Source organism: Nostoc sp. XA010, from assembly GCF_020829625.1.
GTDB lineage: Bacteria > Cyanobacteriota > Cyanobacteriia > Cyanobacteriales > Nostocaceae > Nostoc.
On record NZ_JAIVFX010000065.1, the window covers coordinates 1 to 15,807 of the forward strand.

General features: G+C 42.6%; 17 protein-coding genes and 3 pseudogenes. 7 read left to right on the forward strand and 13 right to left on the reverse strand.

Features of this window, described 5'->3' with window-relative positions; genetic code table 11:
- Nucleotides 1–398: 398 nt before the first annotated feature.
- Nucleotides 399–599 (forward strand): annotated as a pseudogene (locus LC608_RS37745) (IS1 family transposase); the annotation flags it as partial.
- Nucleotides 600–718: 119 nt separating this feature from the next.
- On the opposite strand, the gene LC608_RS34025 reads toward LC608_RS37745, so the two are convergent.
- Entirely contained in the window at nt 719–982 is a 264-nt protein-coding gene (locus tag LC608_RS34025; protein WP_190944757.1) for a hypothetical protein, read from the reverse strand.
- Between the two features lie 888 nt (nt 983–1,870).
- Here LC608_RS34025 and LC608_RS34030 point away from each other — a divergent pair.
- The gene (locus tag LC608_RS34030; RefSeq protein ID WP_163937294.1) at nt 1,871–2,131 is read left to right on the forward strand and encodes a hypothetical protein; all 261 of its coding nucleotides are present in this window, start codon (nt 1,871–1,873) and stop codon (nt 2,129–2,131) included.
- Between the two features lie 66 nt (nt 2,132–2,197).
- Here LC608_RS34030 and LC608_RS34035 read toward each other — a convergent pair whose 3' ends face one another.
- From LC608_RS34035 to LC608_RS34045, 3 genes are all read right to left on the reverse strand, one after another.
- Nucleotides 2,198–4,045 (reverse strand): alkaline phosphatase family protein, encoded by a 1,848-nt coding sequence (locus LC608_RS34035; protein WP_229557780.1) that lies wholly within the window; start codon nt 4,043–4,045, stop codon nt 2,198–2,200.
- Between the two features lie 403 nt (nt 4,046–4,448).
- A complete protein-coding gene (locus tag LC608_RS34040) occupies nt 4,449–4,706 on the reverse strand; it encodes a hypothetical protein (protein WP_229557781.1) in 258 nt (85 codons plus the stop codon).
- Between the two features lie 202 nt (nt 4,707–4,908).
- Nucleotides 4,909–5,352 carry an Rrf2 family transcriptional regulator gene (locus LC608_RS34045; RefSeq protein ID WP_229557782.1) on the reverse strand — a complete coding sequence of 148 codons (444 nt, stop codon included), beginning with the start codon at nt 5,350–5,352 and terminating at the stop codon, nt 4,909–4,911.
- A 587-nt stretch (nt 5,353–5,939) separates the two neighbouring features.
- Here LC608_RS34045 and LC608_RS34055 point away from each other — a divergent pair.
- Nucleotides 5,940–7,535 (forward strand): gamma-glutamyltransferase family protein, encoded by a 1,596-nt coding sequence (locus LC608_RS34055; RefSeq protein ID WP_229557783.1) that lies wholly within the window; start codon nt 5,940–5,942, stop codon nt 7,533–7,535.
- A 74-nt stretch (nt 7,536–7,609) separates the two neighbouring features.
- Here the strand turns inward: LC608_RS34055 and LC608_RS34060 are convergent, their stop codons facing one another.
- The 5 genes and pseudogenes from LC608_RS34060 to LC608_RS34080 form a co-directional block, all read right to left on the reverse strand.
- Entirely contained in the window at nt 7,610–8,311 is a 702-nt protein-coding gene (locus tag LC608_RS34060; protein WP_308189970.1) for a DNA cytosine methyltransferase, read from the reverse strand.
- Between the two features lie 161 nt (nt 8,312–8,472).
- Nucleotides 8,473–9,171 (reverse strand): CAP domain-containing protein, encoded by a 699-nt coding sequence (locus LC608_RS34065; protein ID WP_229557784.1) that lies wholly within the window; start codon nt 9,169–9,171, stop codon nt 8,473–8,475.
- Nucleotides 9,172–9,204: 33 nt separating this feature from the next.
- Nucleotides 9,205–9,370: pseudogene (locus LC608_RS34070) on the reverse strand (winged helix-turn-helix domain-containing protein); the annotation flags it as partial.
- 14 nt (nt 9,371–9,384) lie between these two features.
- The gene (locus tag LC608_RS34075) at nt 9,385–9,699 is read right to left on the reverse strand and encodes a hypothetical protein (RefSeq protein WP_229557785.1); all 315 of its coding nucleotides are present in this window, start codon (nt 9,697–9,699) and stop codon (nt 9,385–9,387) included.
- A 96-nt stretch (nt 9,700–9,795) separates the two neighbouring features.
- Entirely contained in the window at nt 9,796–10,311 is a 516-nt protein-coding gene (locus LC608_RS34080) for a hypothetical protein (RefSeq protein WP_229557786.1), read from the reverse strand.
- 62 nt (nt 10,312–10,373) lie between these two features.
- Here LC608_RS34080 and LC608_RS34085 point away from each other — a divergent pair.
- Nucleotides 10,374–10,508: pseudogene (locus LC608_RS34085) on the forward strand (tyrosine-type recombinase/integrase); the annotation flags it as partial.
- A 303-nt stretch (nt 10,509–10,811) separates the two neighbouring features.
- Here LC608_RS34085 and LC608_RS34090 read toward each other — a convergent pair.
- From LC608_RS34090 to LC608_RS34100, 3 genes are read right to left on the reverse strand one after another with little or no spacing between them, the layout of a single operon-like run.
- Entirely contained in the window at nt 10,812–11,114 is a 303-nt protein-coding gene (locus LC608_RS34090) for a DUF1392 family protein (RefSeq protein ID WP_229557787.1), read from the reverse strand.
- Entirely contained in the window at nt 11,111–12,214 is a 1,104-nt protein-coding gene (locus tag LC608_RS34095) for a DNA cytosine methyltransferase (RefSeq protein ID WP_229557788.1), read from the reverse strand. Before LC608_RS34095 ends, LC608_RS34090 begins: the two co-directional genes overlap by 4 nt.
- 5 nt (nt 12,215–12,219) lie before the next feature.
- Nucleotides 12,220–12,813 (reverse strand): DnaB-like helicase C-terminal domain-containing protein, encoded by a 594-nt coding sequence (locus tag LC608_RS34100; protein ID WP_229557789.1) that lies wholly within the window; start codon nt 12,811–12,813, stop codon nt 12,220–12,222.
- A gap of 370 nt (nt 12,814–13,183) precedes the next feature.
- Here LC608_RS34100 and LC608_RS34105 point away from each other — a divergent pair, with 370 nt between their 5' ends.
- The gene (locus LC608_RS34105) at nt 13,184–13,492 is read left to right on the forward strand and encodes a hypothetical protein (protein ID WP_229557790.1); all 309 of its coding nucleotides are present in this window, start codon (nt 13,184–13,186) and stop codon (nt 13,490–13,492) included.
- Nucleotides 13,493–13,498: 6 nt separating this feature from the next.
- The gene (locus tag LC608_RS34110) at nt 13,499–13,738 is read left to right on the forward strand and encodes a hypothetical protein (RefSeq protein ID WP_229557791.1); all 240 of its coding nucleotides are present in this window, start codon (nt 13,499–13,501) and stop codon (nt 13,736–13,738) included.
- A 550-nt stretch (nt 13,739–14,288) separates the two neighbouring features.
- Here the strand turns inward: LC608_RS34110 and LC608_RS34115 are convergent.
- On the reverse strand, nt 14,289–14,426 hold the full coding sequence (locus LC608_RS34115) for a hypothetical protein (RefSeq protein ID WP_229557792.1): 138 nt from the start codon (nt 14,424–14,426) through the stop codon (nt 14,289–14,291).
- 592 nt (nt 14,427–15,018) lie between these two features.
- Here LC608_RS34115 and LC608_RS34120 point away from each other — a divergent pair.
- Nucleotides 15,019–15,687: a peptidylprolyl isomerase gene (locus LC608_RS34120; protein ID WP_229557793.1), complete on the forward strand. Its 669-nt coding sequence runs from the start codon at nt 15,019–15,021 to the stop codon at nt 15,685–15,687.
- Nucleotides 15,688–15,807: the final 120 nt, after the last annotated feature.

The window sequence follows — 15,807 nt, forward strand, 5'->3', positions numbered from 1 at the left end:
TTAAATCTGTGGGATAAGACTTTCGTGCCATACCGACTATCTATGTAAATACACTGCACATGAAGTATTTTATCGTTATCATAACTCCTTTCTCCTGGCTTTTAGATTTACTTTATAAATAGCCTCTAAGCGATCCCCTTTATGCTTAGGCGAAAGCTTATCGCCCGTCACCAATGGTGATTAACAATCTCCTTCCATAGCCGTGCGATCGCTACCTTGGTGTAATGGTGCATTCATGTTTAACCAAGTTTTAATAACCATTGGTTTACAGGCATACAAATGATGGGGTTGTATTGGGCTTGGTTTATTAAGTTATAGCAGTTTGATAGCACCATTCAGTCCGCTAGTTTGGGAGCATTTCACATCTCGAACTTTCTAATTGATTAGATGGGTGGAGAGCCTATGAACGACATTTACCAGCACAGCGTCATGAGATAGTTAAACAGAAGATTCAACGAATTGAACAGAAGCACTTGAGATTAAGAACAAGAATCAAACAGCTAGCTTGGAAGACAATTTGCTTTTCTAAAACAGAGGAGATGTACGGCATAGTTATAGGTTTATTCATCAACCGCTATGAGTTTGGTTTACTAGTTTAAGGACATAGCAACCGATCTAGAACATTGCCAATTTATCTTTATGGGTGCAGACATTAGCAATATTGCCCCTCTACAAAGAACAAATCTCTTTTATCTTACATTTTATTCTAGCCGCCTACTTAGCTGAGAACCACCCAAGCGTAGCTAATGACTCCTAAAATTGCTATACCAACAATTGCTTCTCCTTGCTCATTCAAAAGATGGTAAAAGCTATTCAAAACGTAGTTTAATGCTGCCTGGCGACTTTTACCTAATTCAGTCATCAGCAATTTAACCCTCGCATCTACCTCTTCAATAGAGACTTCACCTTTTTGGTAAGCAACTTCTAACTCATTTAACTTGCACCAGTATTCTTTGGTATCTTCCACAAGGTTAGGAAACATAATTGAAGATATATTTAACAATGTTAACTTTCATTACGATTCTATCTTGCCAGCTAAAGCAGATGGTTCTGTCGATTTGGTGATATTTTTCCGAAGATCAAGGGTTGAGCTATATAAGTTGAGCTATATAAATAGACGCAACAAGCGTAGAGGATATTATTGTTTCCCAAGGTTTCCGTCTGCTGTAGGCTAGGGCATCGTTAGGATTAATCTTGATGGCTTAGTTATAATCGGTGATTGCCCGCTAGTAAACCAAGCATTGGTTTTTATATACTCTGCCCAAGTGGATAATTCAGTAGAGTATTTTATGAAAGTGCGCTTGTCGTAGGCGTTCGCGTATCCGCCCACCTAACAAAGCGATCGCCAAAAGCCTAAGCTTCTCTTCGAGACGCTTCGCGAACGCTTCTCGCCGCCCCCGCCTCATCCCTGCCTAAGTAACAATCGCGCCTCCACAGCTTACGATTGCTCCTTGGGGTAATGGTGCATTTATGTTTGTTTGACTAAATTTTGATAACCATTGGTTAACACGCACTCAGGCAAGGGTGTTGCATTGGGCTTGGTTGATTGCGTCTAATCTTTGTATAGTGCCACTATTTCAAAATGCAGGTATTATATTTTAGCTTAGGTATAGCTCACACTGGTGTGTCTGAACTATCTCCCAATTCTTGTTGTAATTGGGATAGTTAATTTTTTAATGCTTCACTAGTGTGAATATGGCTGAAATTCTTTCATTCTACATTTGACGATTTTTGACTATGAGTCATACTAAAAAAAGGCTCCTAATTTCAGTAATCGCTAACTATATTTCCAAGCAGCCATTTAGTTAAGGAGATAGTTGAAACTGGGTTGACATTATTGATGAAAACTTATTAGTAGGGAGGTGAAGCCATGAACCAGTCTCATGAGGAAGACAAAAATAAATTCCTTGACCCTCGTGGTCGCTACTACGGACAAGTTAAACCAGAAAACTTAGTTTTCAATGCTAATTTGCAAGAATTTGCTCAAAAGGTTGGCATGATCACCAGTTTAGAAAGCAATGGTAAGCTTGACCCAGAAGATGCTTATCAGCAAATTAAGGGACTTTGGAAACAGTTAAAGCATAGTAAGAAGGAACTGGGAATTGGTGAGGAGCCATCGGCAACAGCCTGAAGTTATTTTAATTTCGGGGTAATCACCTCAAACTCATTGTGCCAGAGTGACACTAGAATATTTTCCTCATCTGAATCTACTTGAATAAGCCAGCGTATGCTTAGACTGCTGCAACCTCATAACAATTTTTTCTCTCTGACCAGTACCTATATCTATATAGCGTTGATTTTCCACTTCTGAGACTTGGATAGAAGCTTTATAGCCTCGTGTTGTGGCTGTAAAAACCTTAGTCTGAACTTTAATGTCTATTGGGTCTATGCCTGCCTTCAAGCCTTCTTTGAGTACACGACCGTCAAAGTTTTCATTGCTATTAATACCCTTAAGTGCCAAGATCGTGGGAGTAATATCAACATTACTTACTGGGGTATCAATAGTTACTCCTTGCTTGAAATCGACTCCCCAAGCAATAAAGGTATTGCGGACATTCCAAGGACTCATACTGCCATGACCGCTGTCATTGCCTGTAAGCGGTCCAGTTGTTCCACTAGCAGTTTCTGTAAAATCAGTTCCTTCGACTCCAAAGGCGTTCTTTTGCGAAGTCCAGGGAAAAGTCAAAATGATGTCAGCACCTCGTTCTTGGTTAAACTCATGGATGAGTTCTAAAGAAAAGGTTCCACCTACCCAACCTTCTGGTTTGAGATGATTTTGCTTATTTTGTCGAGCAAATGAATCGTCAAGTTGGGAGTTTTGGGGTCTGTATGCTGCTGTAAACAGAACCCCAGCCCAGTCCTTTTTTTGTAAGAACTTGACTATTTTCTCTATCTGCCGAGGGTTGCGGTCTTTAATATGTAGTAACACTGCCTGACTGCTGCTAGCTAAAACTACGTCATCTGAGTCTTTTGAAAGCTTTAACCCAGCATTAATTAATTCTTGTGTCAGGTTGACTGTATAGGTATGAACACTAAAGCCGTGATCTGAGATCACAAAGATATTAGTTCGGTCATACAATCCAAGTTTTTTGAGTTGATCTAGAATTAAACCAATATTGCGGTCATCGTTGCGGATTACATTAATTGCTTCTGGAGATCCTGCCCCAAGCTCATGCTGAGTACTGTCAGGTTCGGTTAACCAATTAAAGACTACATCAGGTTTTAATTCTGGAATGACATAAGAGAGAAGAACTTTCTCACTCCAGTCCACTGCTTCATTTAAGCGACCGTCGTTGTTAGTATCTTTATTTGCAGGGGCAGCACCGAAACGAGTTAAAATTGCCCGGTTGACTTCAGGGGGGAATGCTACAAGTTTACCAGGATCAAAGTAGCCATTAATCAAAACGCCAACATTCTTACTGATGCTTCGAGGATTAAGTAGTAAAGCACTTCCGGTTGAACCAGAACTAACAACAGCCAGTTTCATCCCGTTTTCTTGAAGGTGTTCACCCAAACTTTTGACAAAAATTAATTTTCCGTCCGTTACCTGATCAAGCTTAAGGAGTTCGGGATATTCTCCTGTGCTAAATGATTTGGTTGGGTTGACTCGTGGCACATACATAGAATTGCTGACAATTCCATTTTTACCTGGGTAATACCCAGTGGCGATCGCTGCGGAGTTCACCCTTGTGACTGTGGGAAAAACAGCGTGTCCATTGAGGTAGTTGACACCTTGTTGTCGTAGACGATATATGTTTGGTGTATTTTGTGGATTGATGGAATCAGGGCGTAGCCCATCTAGAATTAAAACAAGATTGAGACGAGCTTGCCCAGGTGGTAAGATATAAGGCTTCTTTTGGTTGGCTATATCAGCCAATGTTATTGGATTCTGGCGTAGGAAGAATTCTCCTCCCCAGAAAGTAACAGCAGACATCCCAATAATTAACCCACCCAAAAACAAACGTCGCTTAACTCTACCAGGGAGCATTTTGGGAATCTTGTTTGAGAGCGGAGGTGCTAAAAGTTCTCTTTTGTTTTTGTTCATACAATCTCTGTTTTAAAATTCATTGCGAGGCACTACCTAGTAATCCTTGCTTTAAGTAATAGCTACTTGAAGAGCAAAGATGCTTAAAATGAGCTTTATTACTAAGGAAAGGCAGCAAATACAAATCTTGTTTTCATTTGTAAAAACAAGCCTATATATTGACTGCTCCTGATTGTGCTTTAGTTTGAAGGCTATGCTTTAACGTTTATTTACCGAGGACTTAAATTAAAGTTAAATCTGGGTTAAAACTAGATATATTGAATAAGTTTTAAGTAGATATATTAAATAAGTTTGACTATTAGTAGAAGAAGTAAACTCTAATCATGATTGTTTATAAGCACTGCTTGTACAATGGGAGCAATCACTACAAAGGTTACTGCTCGATTGCTCCCGGCGTACCCAATTATCCATTTACGTCAAACTCATCAATTATTAGCGTCTTAAAGCTTTGTGTTAACTGCTGCCAGAGTAACTCAATTTCCTCATAACATTCCTGTGAAGAAATTTTTCCTAAAGTCTGTAGATTAGAGAGATAACAGACACGTTGAGAAAATTCTTGAAGATTAGCATTAAATAAAAAGTTTTGAGGCGTATGCTTACCGAGATATCGATAGCGCTGGTAGAGAAAATTAATTTTGTCTATGTGATTGTCGTTATTCATATTAAAAATTCTTCAATAAGTTGAAGTTATTTGCAGAAATTGAAGAACAATCAATGGCTAGACTGATAGATTCATTACCAGAGATAGAAAATGTTTGTTGGTCAATTCCTCACTCACACCCATTAATTCCATACTCCTAAAAGTGAGATGTGGAACTTGTTCTAAATTAGTTAAAAATGAAAATTTTCCCACTTCATGCTTTCTAAATGTAATACATAAGTTCCTTCTGCTTTCGCATTGAGCGTCGTTCACAAAGGTCTTGGAGTGTATATTTTTCCAAAACGGAGTTAGCAGCCTGACATGCTTCCTGCCAGACTTCCTGAATTAACTCACCTTCTACTGTGTTAGGAGTCGGTTCACACTCAGAGACAACAATATCTGAGCCTTCCATGCAGCTAAAAGCATCTAACACTGTAATCTTTCCGGGATCTCGTGCCAGAACATAACCACCCTTGGCTTTGCGTATACTCTTAATTAAACCTCCACGCCTTAATGTCGCCAGGAGTTGCTCCAAATAGCGGTTCGGTATCTCTTGCAATGCCGCTATCTCTCGAATTTGCAGAGCTTCACCGTTAGGGTAGCAGGTTGCCAACTCTAACAGGGCTTGAAGTGCATATTCTGATTTGTTAGAGATTACCGCAGGCATAATATTTTAAACTCACACTGAAATATACTTTGTATTTGAGTTGGTTTTCCTAAGCTACTGTTAAGAAAAACTTTACAACCAACTTATTGCCGATCGGCTAACTTCAGCTTAAAAACCTTTTATGATAAAAGCAATTATATTTTATTTTTAATTTAATAAATAAAAGTGATTGATTATCCGACATTATTTTTGAGTTTAAATTGATTTAAAGGCCAGCCCTCTCAACGCGAACAAATGAACTACTGACGCAACTACAATTTAATTGTCTTAAAATTACATCTACCCCCTGCCCTGACCAGACTTCAGTCCCAACCGCCCAATGTAAGGAATTGGTGTAATCTCTTTCTTTAAGGAGGTAAACTGATGGTCAAACAAAAGCTTGACAGTACCAGTAGGACCATTCCTCTGCTTGCGAACAATTAACTCAGAAATGCCACGGTCAGGTGTATCGATATGCAGAGGTTTCAGGGGCTTCCAAACAATAGAATATGCTCAGTCTATGTGTTGGCGAACACAAACAGTATTTGTAAAAATATTGTATTCTATTACACAAATACAAAATTGTATCTAATCTTCTTCACCAAAAAATGAGTTTGGCAAACCTCACCAATTATCCGTATCCTAGTACCCGACGAGTAATTATGGGTAGCCGGGGAGCTGTGGCAGCTAGTCAACCGTTGGCGACTATAGCTGGTATGGAAATGTTATTGGCTGGTGGTAGCGCGGTTGATGCTGCGATAGCTGTGGCCATCGCCCTGACTGTAGTCGAACCTACTGCAAATGGCATTGGTGCTGATGCTTTTGCTTTAGTTTGGGATGGCAAACTGCATGGTTTAAATGGTTCTGGAAAAAGTCCGCAGAAACTAACTCTACAAAACTTTGCTGGACTCAATGCCGTACCCAAATATGATTGGCGTGCTGTTACTGTACCGGGTGCTGTTAGTGCGTGGCGAACCTTGTGGGAGCGTTGGGGACGTTTACCTTTCGAGAAGTTATTTGTTCCTGCAATTCGCTATGCCGAAGAAGGCTTCCCTGTATCGCCTATGGTTTCCCTAGCTTGGAAACGGTTGGAACAAAATTATCTGTCGCTTGTAGGTAAAGAATTTAACTTTTTTAAACAAGTATTTTTTCCCAATAATAGAGCGCCTGAGGCAGGAGAAATTTGGCATTCTCACGCACACGCCCAAACCCTGCGAGAAATTGCCGCAACTGGTGGTGAAAGCTTTTACCGTGGTAACATCGCTCAACGTATCGCTGACTTTGCCGCCGATACTGGTGGTTACTTAACTAAAGATGACTTGGCAGCTCATCAAGCCCAATGGGTGCAACCCATATCTACGAACTATCGGGATTTGACAGTTTGGGAAATTCCACCTAACACCCAAGGTATTGCAACTTTAATTGCCTTAAATATCCTATCCGGCTTTGAATTGGATCGTTATCCGCGAGAATCCGCACAAAGTTACCATTTACAAATCGAGGCGATGAAACTAGCCTTTGCTGACGTGTATAAGTACATTGCTGACGAACCTTTTTTAAAAGTAGCTACAAAGGATCTTCTCTCGTTAGATTATGCTGCTAAACGCCGTGCTTTAATTACAGAACAAGCGATCGCTTTAGCTGAACCTGGATTACCAAAAGGTGGAACAGTGTATCTCGCCGCCGCTGATGGCGAATTAATAGTATCTTTGATTCAATCTAATTTTACAGGCTTTGGTAGTGGCATCCTCCCCGCAAATACCGGCATAGCTTTGCAAAATCGGGGTTACGGGTTTGGCCTTGATTTGCAACATCCTAACCATTTTGCCCCCAATAAGCGCCCAATTCATACCATTATCCCTGGCTTTTTGACTCAAGGCGATCGCCCAATTGGAGCATTTGGTGTTATGGGAGGAGCTATGCAACCACAAGGACATCTGCAACTAGTGGTGAATTTAGCTGATTACGGCTTCAATCCCCAAGCTGCTTTAGATGCTCCCAGATGGCAATTTGTCTCTGGTTCTACAGTATTAGTAGAGCAAACTGCATCGAAGGAAATAACTCAACAACTAGCTAAACGCGGCCATCATGTACTGCAAAATCCCGATGATTTTTTCGGCCGCGGTCAAATTATTTACAAGCAAGAGCGAGTTTTAATTGCTGCCTGTGAGTCTCGTACCGATGGTTTGGCTGTGGCTTGGTGAATAGATTTCTTGCAAAATTTCCAAATGCATGGAACAAGTAGGTTAGGGGAGATCCATAAAAATAAAGCTATTGCCTACATAGCTATACTTTGTGCCGACATGAATAATTGAGTTGCAAAACTGGGAGGCACGGAATAGCCGATAATTGACCCCGCCGTAGCAGTCTCGTTGGGAAACTTGTACCAACTGGGAAACCCTTGCAAGATTGCTGCACCTTGAATTGACAAGGATTTGACCGTACCATCAGGCAACCAGATATCAGCGAACTTACTACGGTTGCAGCTTTTGTGATCTGTGAAATGCGTAGGCGCAGCCCGCCGCAGGCATCGCAATATTGTGTTGCAAGGTAAATATCCAGGTTTGTACTTGGATTCTGTACGCCCCCCAACTCTTTCTATTAGCAATGGTGTTGGCGCATTCCCGGCTAAAAATTTCTCCAAAGCTTGCCGTTGTTTGGGGAGTAGTTCTGAATCAGTCATGGTGGGGATGAGGTGAGCAATAGGATCGTACCAACCGCAAGGTGTAGTTCCCGAAGGTATTGCAACGTGACAACCCCTACTTGCAATCAGGACTAACCGCCGCCGCGCCTGGAGCAACCTCAAGTCAGCCATGTTGACCACAGTGTAATCGACCGAGTACCTCTCTTGCTCCAAAGCTGACAAAATGATACTGAAACTCTGACTGTTCTGATAGCGTGGGACATTTTCGAGAGTGAAAACCCGTGGCTGTAACTGTCGGATAGCTTCAGCAATAGCGATAGCGAAGCGCCGATAGATCGGCGCTTCGCCGCGGTCAAGTCATCGTTAGTTTCCCCACCTTTACCTGCTTTTGCTGTGTGGGCTTGTAAAGGACAAAAAAATATTTTTACTTTATTACGCCTGCTTTTAAGTAGAATAATTCAGAACCTTCGGTAATTGTCCCCACTTCCTAACTCAAATTATTTATCCCTATACCCATCAGCGTAGTTAATTACACAAATTGTCCTATATGATTTGTGAATTCCACAAGCAACACCAGACACTTTAAAAGCGCCGTTAAAAATGTTTTTTCTATGACTGCGATCGCGCACACTATCATCAATAATTAATTGCATGACAATATCTTCAGCAGTGTTGAAGCCATAAGTGATGTTTTCGCCTGCGGTTGTTTGCCATTTACCATAGCGGTTGATGCGAGTAAAGGGGTTGCTACCATCGCTACCATTATGACCCGTAGCACCTTTTGGGCCTTGGTCTTTAACATGGTCTTTTGCTCCTAAAGACATACCCTTAGATGGACTCAATGCTCCCACAGGAGGCGCTGATTTCAAAAATGCGATTGCCTCATCAACTGCTTTGACTCCTTCTTGAGTTTGCCAATAGGTATTATTAGAAACATTTACTAGGTTTCCCTCAAAGCGCTTTCTATAGTTTTCTAGAATCGGGAGGTATGATTTGGGATTTATTCGTACCTTATTTGTTTCAACAATTACCTCTTGTTCCAACGATGAAAGGTAACTTACTTTTGATATCGGACTAGTTTGTGGAACTAATGCTGGGTTAGAGTAGGCTACAGACGAGTTAGATTGAAACAGTTGATCTGAGCAGCCAAATATTAACGCAATTGGCAAAAACACCCAAGATTTGATGCGACGCATCCATCACCTCACCATTTTTCTGTGGATTAATAGAGGGTTCAGTTTAATGGTTTTCTTCCAACTAATTCCCGCTACGTTGAACAAGTCATAGTAACTTTGTTTTGACTCATAAATCACATCATATTCAAAGGCTAGTTTATATTCTAGTTCCCCCAGTTCCCAAAAATACGAGAGTTTGTAACCAACTCAATACCTGTTCTCTTTGTTCGCTACTTAAGTACTCAAGTCTGGTTTAGTTGGGTCAAACTCTACTGCAATAACTGGGCGAATACCAGCCTGTACCATCCCAGCTTCTATCCCGCCACCACCCGCGAAAAGTACTACAGCGATCGGTGCATTATCTGGAATAACTGGTTTTAATTTTGTGTTATCAAAATTTTTGCAGACATCTAATTTTGCTAATGGCTTTTTGGTTTTCGCTTTTTGATAAAGGCGATAATATCTTTCCTGGTTGCCAAGAGTTGTTGCATTAGACGAATCATCGTCACTGCACTGCAAAGAATTGAGCCAATACTTCGCCCTTTCCATACTCCATCAACTTGTTCTTCCCGGTTGTAAGTAAACTCAACGAGGTTGTCACCAACCCCGTCGGTCAGGTGCAGTGCCTAGTTCGGCGTGCCTTGCTCAGTCGATGGCCATGACTACTAAGAGCACCTCGCGTGACTTGTGGGAGATGGCGACCAACTCCCTGAATTCCCAGAGTACGGAACCCCACTCGTGAATGGCGTCCGGCAGATCGCGGAGCCGATACCATGACGACCGACCTAGCCAAGACAGCACGACGGCCTCTACCTGTGCCCGGACTTCCGGACGGGGCGGGCAGTCGAACAGCCCGCAGAACTCCTCGACCACGCCAATAGCCCCCTCCGAGCCGATTGGCGTGAACTCGACCGGGGTGATGGCCACGACCCAGTACGGACCGTGGATGTTGCCGGCGTCCTCCTCGTGCGAGTCCCCTGCGGCGTAGTGATCCCGATACCGCCAGTGGCCGACCAGGGCCCCAAGTACTGCGACCTCATCGCCTGCCCCGTCCCACGCGAACCGCTTGACGCTGAACCAGCGGAACGAGCGGTCGTCGAACAGGATGAGGGTATGCCCAGTGTATTCGAGGACCGCACCCACATTGGAGTAAGATTTCATTCTACAGCTACTTAGACGTTAATATACTCCATTATTCCATAGCGTATTGCACTCAATCAGGAACCGCTATATTACAAAACGGCTACGACATCCGTACAGTGCAGGAATTGCTGGGACACAAGGATGTAAAAACGACAATGATTTACACCCATGTTCTGAATCGGGGCGGTAAGGCTGTGCGTAGTCCCCTTGATTAGAACTACTGGCATATATTTTGCATGAATTTTGAACACCTAAAATGGTACAAAGTTAACACCCTAGCTCCTGACTCCTGACTCCTGAATTCTGTTTTGATAAATTTTACTCATCATAGTTGCGTTAGCTTATGAGTTTATATAATTACACTATTTAATACTGGATCATGGCGGTAATTAAGGTTAAGAATTTATCAAAGATGTGATTGGTTGATAACACGCAAGGAAGCGCAATTGCTTCTAGTGAATTAAAGTCCAAAGTTATTGGTAAGATTCGGCGGATTCAATGCACGCTGTAAGATTGTTCTAGTGAAATCGAAACTCGACCAACTCACCCAAGCCAAACACAGGTTTTTGTTGGGGCAGCGATCGCAAATTACCTGTACCAATAAGTTCACTACCCCAAACAGTAATATTGTCATTGCAAGTATTGATTTCGTATTTCCAGCCTTGCAGCGACCATTCGACACCGTAGCAGTAACCGAATGCTTTGGCAGACTTCACGTACACTCGTCGTTCTAACAAATTAACCATCAACGGTGAGATTCGTTGGCCCCAAGGTGGGGAAATATACCAGCACTGTTCTAAGTTTTGGACAAGATTAGTCATACTTTTGCTCCTTTGAAAATACTTTGTGCTGACATAAATAATTGGCATGCAAAAATGGGAGGCACGGAATAGCCGATAATTGACCCAGCCGTAGCAATCTCTTTTGGGAACTCATACCAACCGGGAAACCCTTGCAAGATTGCAGCCCCTTCAATAGACAAAGATTTGACCGTACTGTCCGGCAACCAGATATCAGCGAACTTACTACGGTTGCAACCTTTGTGATCTGTGAAGTGTGACCGCAGAATGGTATTGCAGGGTAGATGCCCAGGCTTATACTTCATTCGGTTGCGTCCTCCAACTCTCTCTAGTAGCAATGGCGTTGGTTCATTAGTTGCCAGAAATTGTTCTACCGCTTGCCGTTGTTTGGGGAGTAGCTGGGAATCAGGCATCGTGGGGATGAGATGCGCGATTGCCCCATACCAACCACAAGGTGTAGCTCCCGAAGGTAGGGCAACATGAAGACCCTTGTTTGCAATCAGGACTAACCGCCGACGCGCCTGGGGCAACCCAAAATCAGCCATGTTGACCACGCTGTAATTGACCGAGTACCCCTCTTGTTCCAAAGCTGACAGGATAATACTGAAACTCTGACTGTTCTGATAGCGTGGAACATTTTCGAGAGTAAACACCCGTGGCTGCAACTGCCGGATGGCTTCTGCTACGGCAAGCGCAGCTGTCAGATCATCGGTAGTTTCGCCGCCCTTACCTGCTTTAGCTGTGTGGGCTTGACTGAAGTTGGCGCATACTGGGGAGGCATGGAGGTAATCGGGGCGGCGGGGAAAACCTAGAAATCCTGACTGTGCTACTTCTTGAACTGTTAGCTGGATTATTCTACAGCCATACTCGCTAAAGTTATAGTGATGGGTTTTGGCGATCGCCCGACTTAGTTCTGGTTTAGTTGGGTCAAACTCTACTGCAATGACCGGACGAATCCCGGCTTGCACCATCCCCGCTTCAATCCCACCGCCACCCGCGAATAGCACAACAGCGATCGGTGCATCATTTGGAAGAACTGGTTTTATTTTTGTGTTATCAACATTTTTGAGAGCATAAATGATTGCCCATGCCCAGGGTTGGCGAACAGATAGCGCTTTCATGGGTTTTAATAGTTGGATTTAGCCAAATTCTTAAACTGTCCAAATCGTTCATCAAACAAGAGATTAACAGTCGTCTCACTACTAAATCGACTTTTCAAAACTGAAACTTCAAAAATGCCTTTTTGGGTGGATTGTTTATCGTAGTAATCTTCCCGATACAAACCCAACATGACAGCAGCCTCCTGTTCAAATCCTCCCGATTCCCGAAAATCTGCTTTAGTTGGACGCTTTTCGGAACGTGAATCAACTTCTCTTTTTAACTGCGCTAAACCCAAGACAGCGCAATTGAATTGTTTAGCGATCGCCCTAAGTTGTTTCAAGATGGAGTCAATTTCTTGTACGCGGTTTTCGCCACGTTCACGGCGCATTGGTTCAATCAACTGCACATAGTCCACAATTACCAAACTGACTGACTCACAACGAGCTTGTATATCTTGCAAATCACCCTTGATTTGTGAGGTGGTGATTACAGGGTTGTGGTTCAACCAAAATGGTAGCGCCATCCCCTCAGCACAAGCTTGAGCCAAAGGATTCCAGTGAGATTCCCGGAGTGCATTGCGTTTAAAAAGCAGGTCAGCAGGAACATGGGACCCTGCCAACCTTGAATGGCTCAAAATACTGTTCAATGGCAACTTCCCACGATTTATCGTCATTCGCACAGAGGTTAGTTTCCGGTTCCGTCATGTCGTTACAACTACTAACACCTCCCAAATGTTACCAGGACGTTTTATCACAAGACGGCGGCTAAAGCCAAGCAGTCACATTCTTAATGAAGCCTATTCTCTTTACCAACTGGCAGAAATAGACCTGAGCGCATGTAACTTTCTAGAAAAAGGCTAAAACATACTTAAGTTACTTGATATAAATCTTTCTGAGGAGGGACGGACTTACTCAAACCTCACGAGAGTATGGAAAAAGTGAGGAGAGCTTGTCATAACCGATAAAACCTGTAGTCTGGAGTTAATAATCATGGCCGATGTGACAAATATAGCGACTAAGCTTGCTGATCTAAAGCTTTTTCAGAATGTTCTGTTGGAAAGTGAGCAAAAGTTAATAGCACAGACGGACGATAATACGATTTGCGAGCGGCTCGAAGGAATGATAAACAGCGATCGCGAAAATCTCGGCATCATCGAAGCAGCTATTTCTAGATACGGCAACGCAGCAGAACCTCGGGACATTACTCAACAACATGCCCAGAAGGTAAGCCAAATGATGAGCGGATCTGAGCTAACTCTGTATGACAAGTACTTACAGCTTGAGTTGCTAAAGCATTAACAGACAATGACCGGGCTGGTTCTACACAAGGTTGCCCAGTCCTTGAATGATGACCTTCAAGATTTGATGGAACCGCTCAACCGAGTTAATTTTGAAAATCGCGCTCACCAAGAGATTCTTAAAGGTGTTCTTTACTTCGTCGGAACGCGAGAGATAGCCGGTAAGGAACCTGACATGGGTCTGTGGGCTAGCATTGAACAGGGAATTGCAGCCCTTAAGGGTGCTGTAAGCAGCGCGGTAAGCTAGTAGCAATGAGTGGCAGAGGGCGCGTCGTTCACGTAATAGATTCATCTGATTTATGCTACATTGAAGCATACTTTTCAAGAGTGAATCATCTCTAACTCAAAACAATGTAATTCTTTAACTGATTCCACCCCGAACTCAAACTGCTCAATCGCCAACTGAGCATAATATTTAACCCGTTTCCACTAAGAATCACTGAGTTCTGGATCTGTGTCCATACCCCCCCGATTATTATCTTCATCTTCATTAATGAAATGGGGGGTGTGGACGGCGGGAAATCAGGCAAGGGGGCGGGGGGCAGGGGTGCAGAGAGGATACTTGTACTAATTTTCCCCTCTGCACCTTTGCTCCTCTGCTTCTGCGCTCAACACCATACTGCATCTGTATTCTAGCTGCATAAGCCGCCTGAAGCTCCTGCTCCTGGTGGCGTTTCCTTTCCCTGTCCTCCCGTTGCCTCTGCCGATAACCCAACACCTTCTGGATAAACTCGACATCAAAAGTATTGAGCCGATAATACCGAACCCTCTGCCCATCCTCCATTGGTCTTCGTGACTCAGTAGACAAACCGGCGTTGCCAGAGGTACTGCCCCAAAATCCAAACTGGAGACTCCGATAGCGGGATGGTCAGATTGAGAATGCCTTTAACGTGAGATGCATTGCGTTTTGAGAAGTCAGCCAAAGTCTGAATCATCGCCTTGTCCTCTTTAATCTCAACCCCAGCCATCAGAACGAAAATTATGGGATTGCATCTGGAATCAGGTCATTTGATAATGTAGAACATTTTGTCAGGAACACAAAAACTTAAGTAACGTAAGTATGTATAAATACAGACATTTAGATTGTAGTGAAACTGGTTATTTTCCCGTTTGCGATTAGATAAAAAGAGAAAGTAATGCTTAATTTTTAATAGTTTCGGGAGTCTTTTTACTGATTTTTCTTATTTCATCGGGAATTAGATACGCGCTATAACGTACCGATGCTTTAGTGCCAGTGCCTTAAACTTCACCATCCTCTCCTGTCAGTTCGTCGCAACTGAACCCCAAGTGTAAGAAACTGCAACAGATCCGCATTTTTCAGTAATAGTAAGTACATCAAGCAATAGCTGGCCTTTGTTAAAGCCAGGTTTCCAAATCGAATAAGTTATCAGAATCAGAAATCCCCTGACGTTCATTTGCATACAATTCTTTTAAGGTAGGATATAAGAATAGTGAACATTTAAACGTTAAATTTAATTAATTTTTTTCTGATCATTGTACGTTATTCTTAAAATTTAAGTTTAGCTAATGACTGAATCTAACTTATTTTTGACAGCTGATGGACAGCAAATTACTTTAGAGCAAGCATTACAACACTTAGAAAATGCTGGGAAGCTTGAGGATTTTATTTGGGAAATCATTCGCCAACACGTCATAGAGCAAGAGCTAAAAACTCTCGAAAATGTTGATATTAGCCCCGAAATAATTGACCAATTAGTGTTAGATTTTCGGTTAGAAAATGATTTAACTGACTACGAAGTTTTCCAAGCATGGCTAGCCGATCAGGGATTAGACTATGCTAATTTTCGTAAACAAATTGCGTCTAATGTTGAGTTAGAAGAACTGAAAGCTCAAGTTACCAAGTTAAACATCCAAGAGTATTTTATTGAACGCAAAATATTTTTAGATCAGGTAGTACTCTCGCGCTTAGTTGTGGAAGAACAGGCATTAGCAGAAGAGTTGAAAAGTCAAATTCTGGAAGATGGCGCCAGATTTGAGCAGTTGATTCAAGAATATTCGGTAGCAGAAGATAAGATATACAATGGCATGATAGGAGCTATTAGTCGTGGTACGTTGCCGGATGTAATCAGGGCAGCTGTTGATATAGCCAAGATTGGAGAATTACTAGGGCCACTAGAGATTGAAGGACTTTGGTATTTGGTGCGCGTAGAAGAATTCCTGGAAGCTTCGTTATAGCGGTTATCAGTCCAGTCCAGTACACTTAGGAGAGAGCAATTCTACTGATAACTGGTCGCTATGAAAGCCTACTCTCTCGACTTGCGTCAGAAAGTTGTTGATGCTTATGCCTGTGGTGAC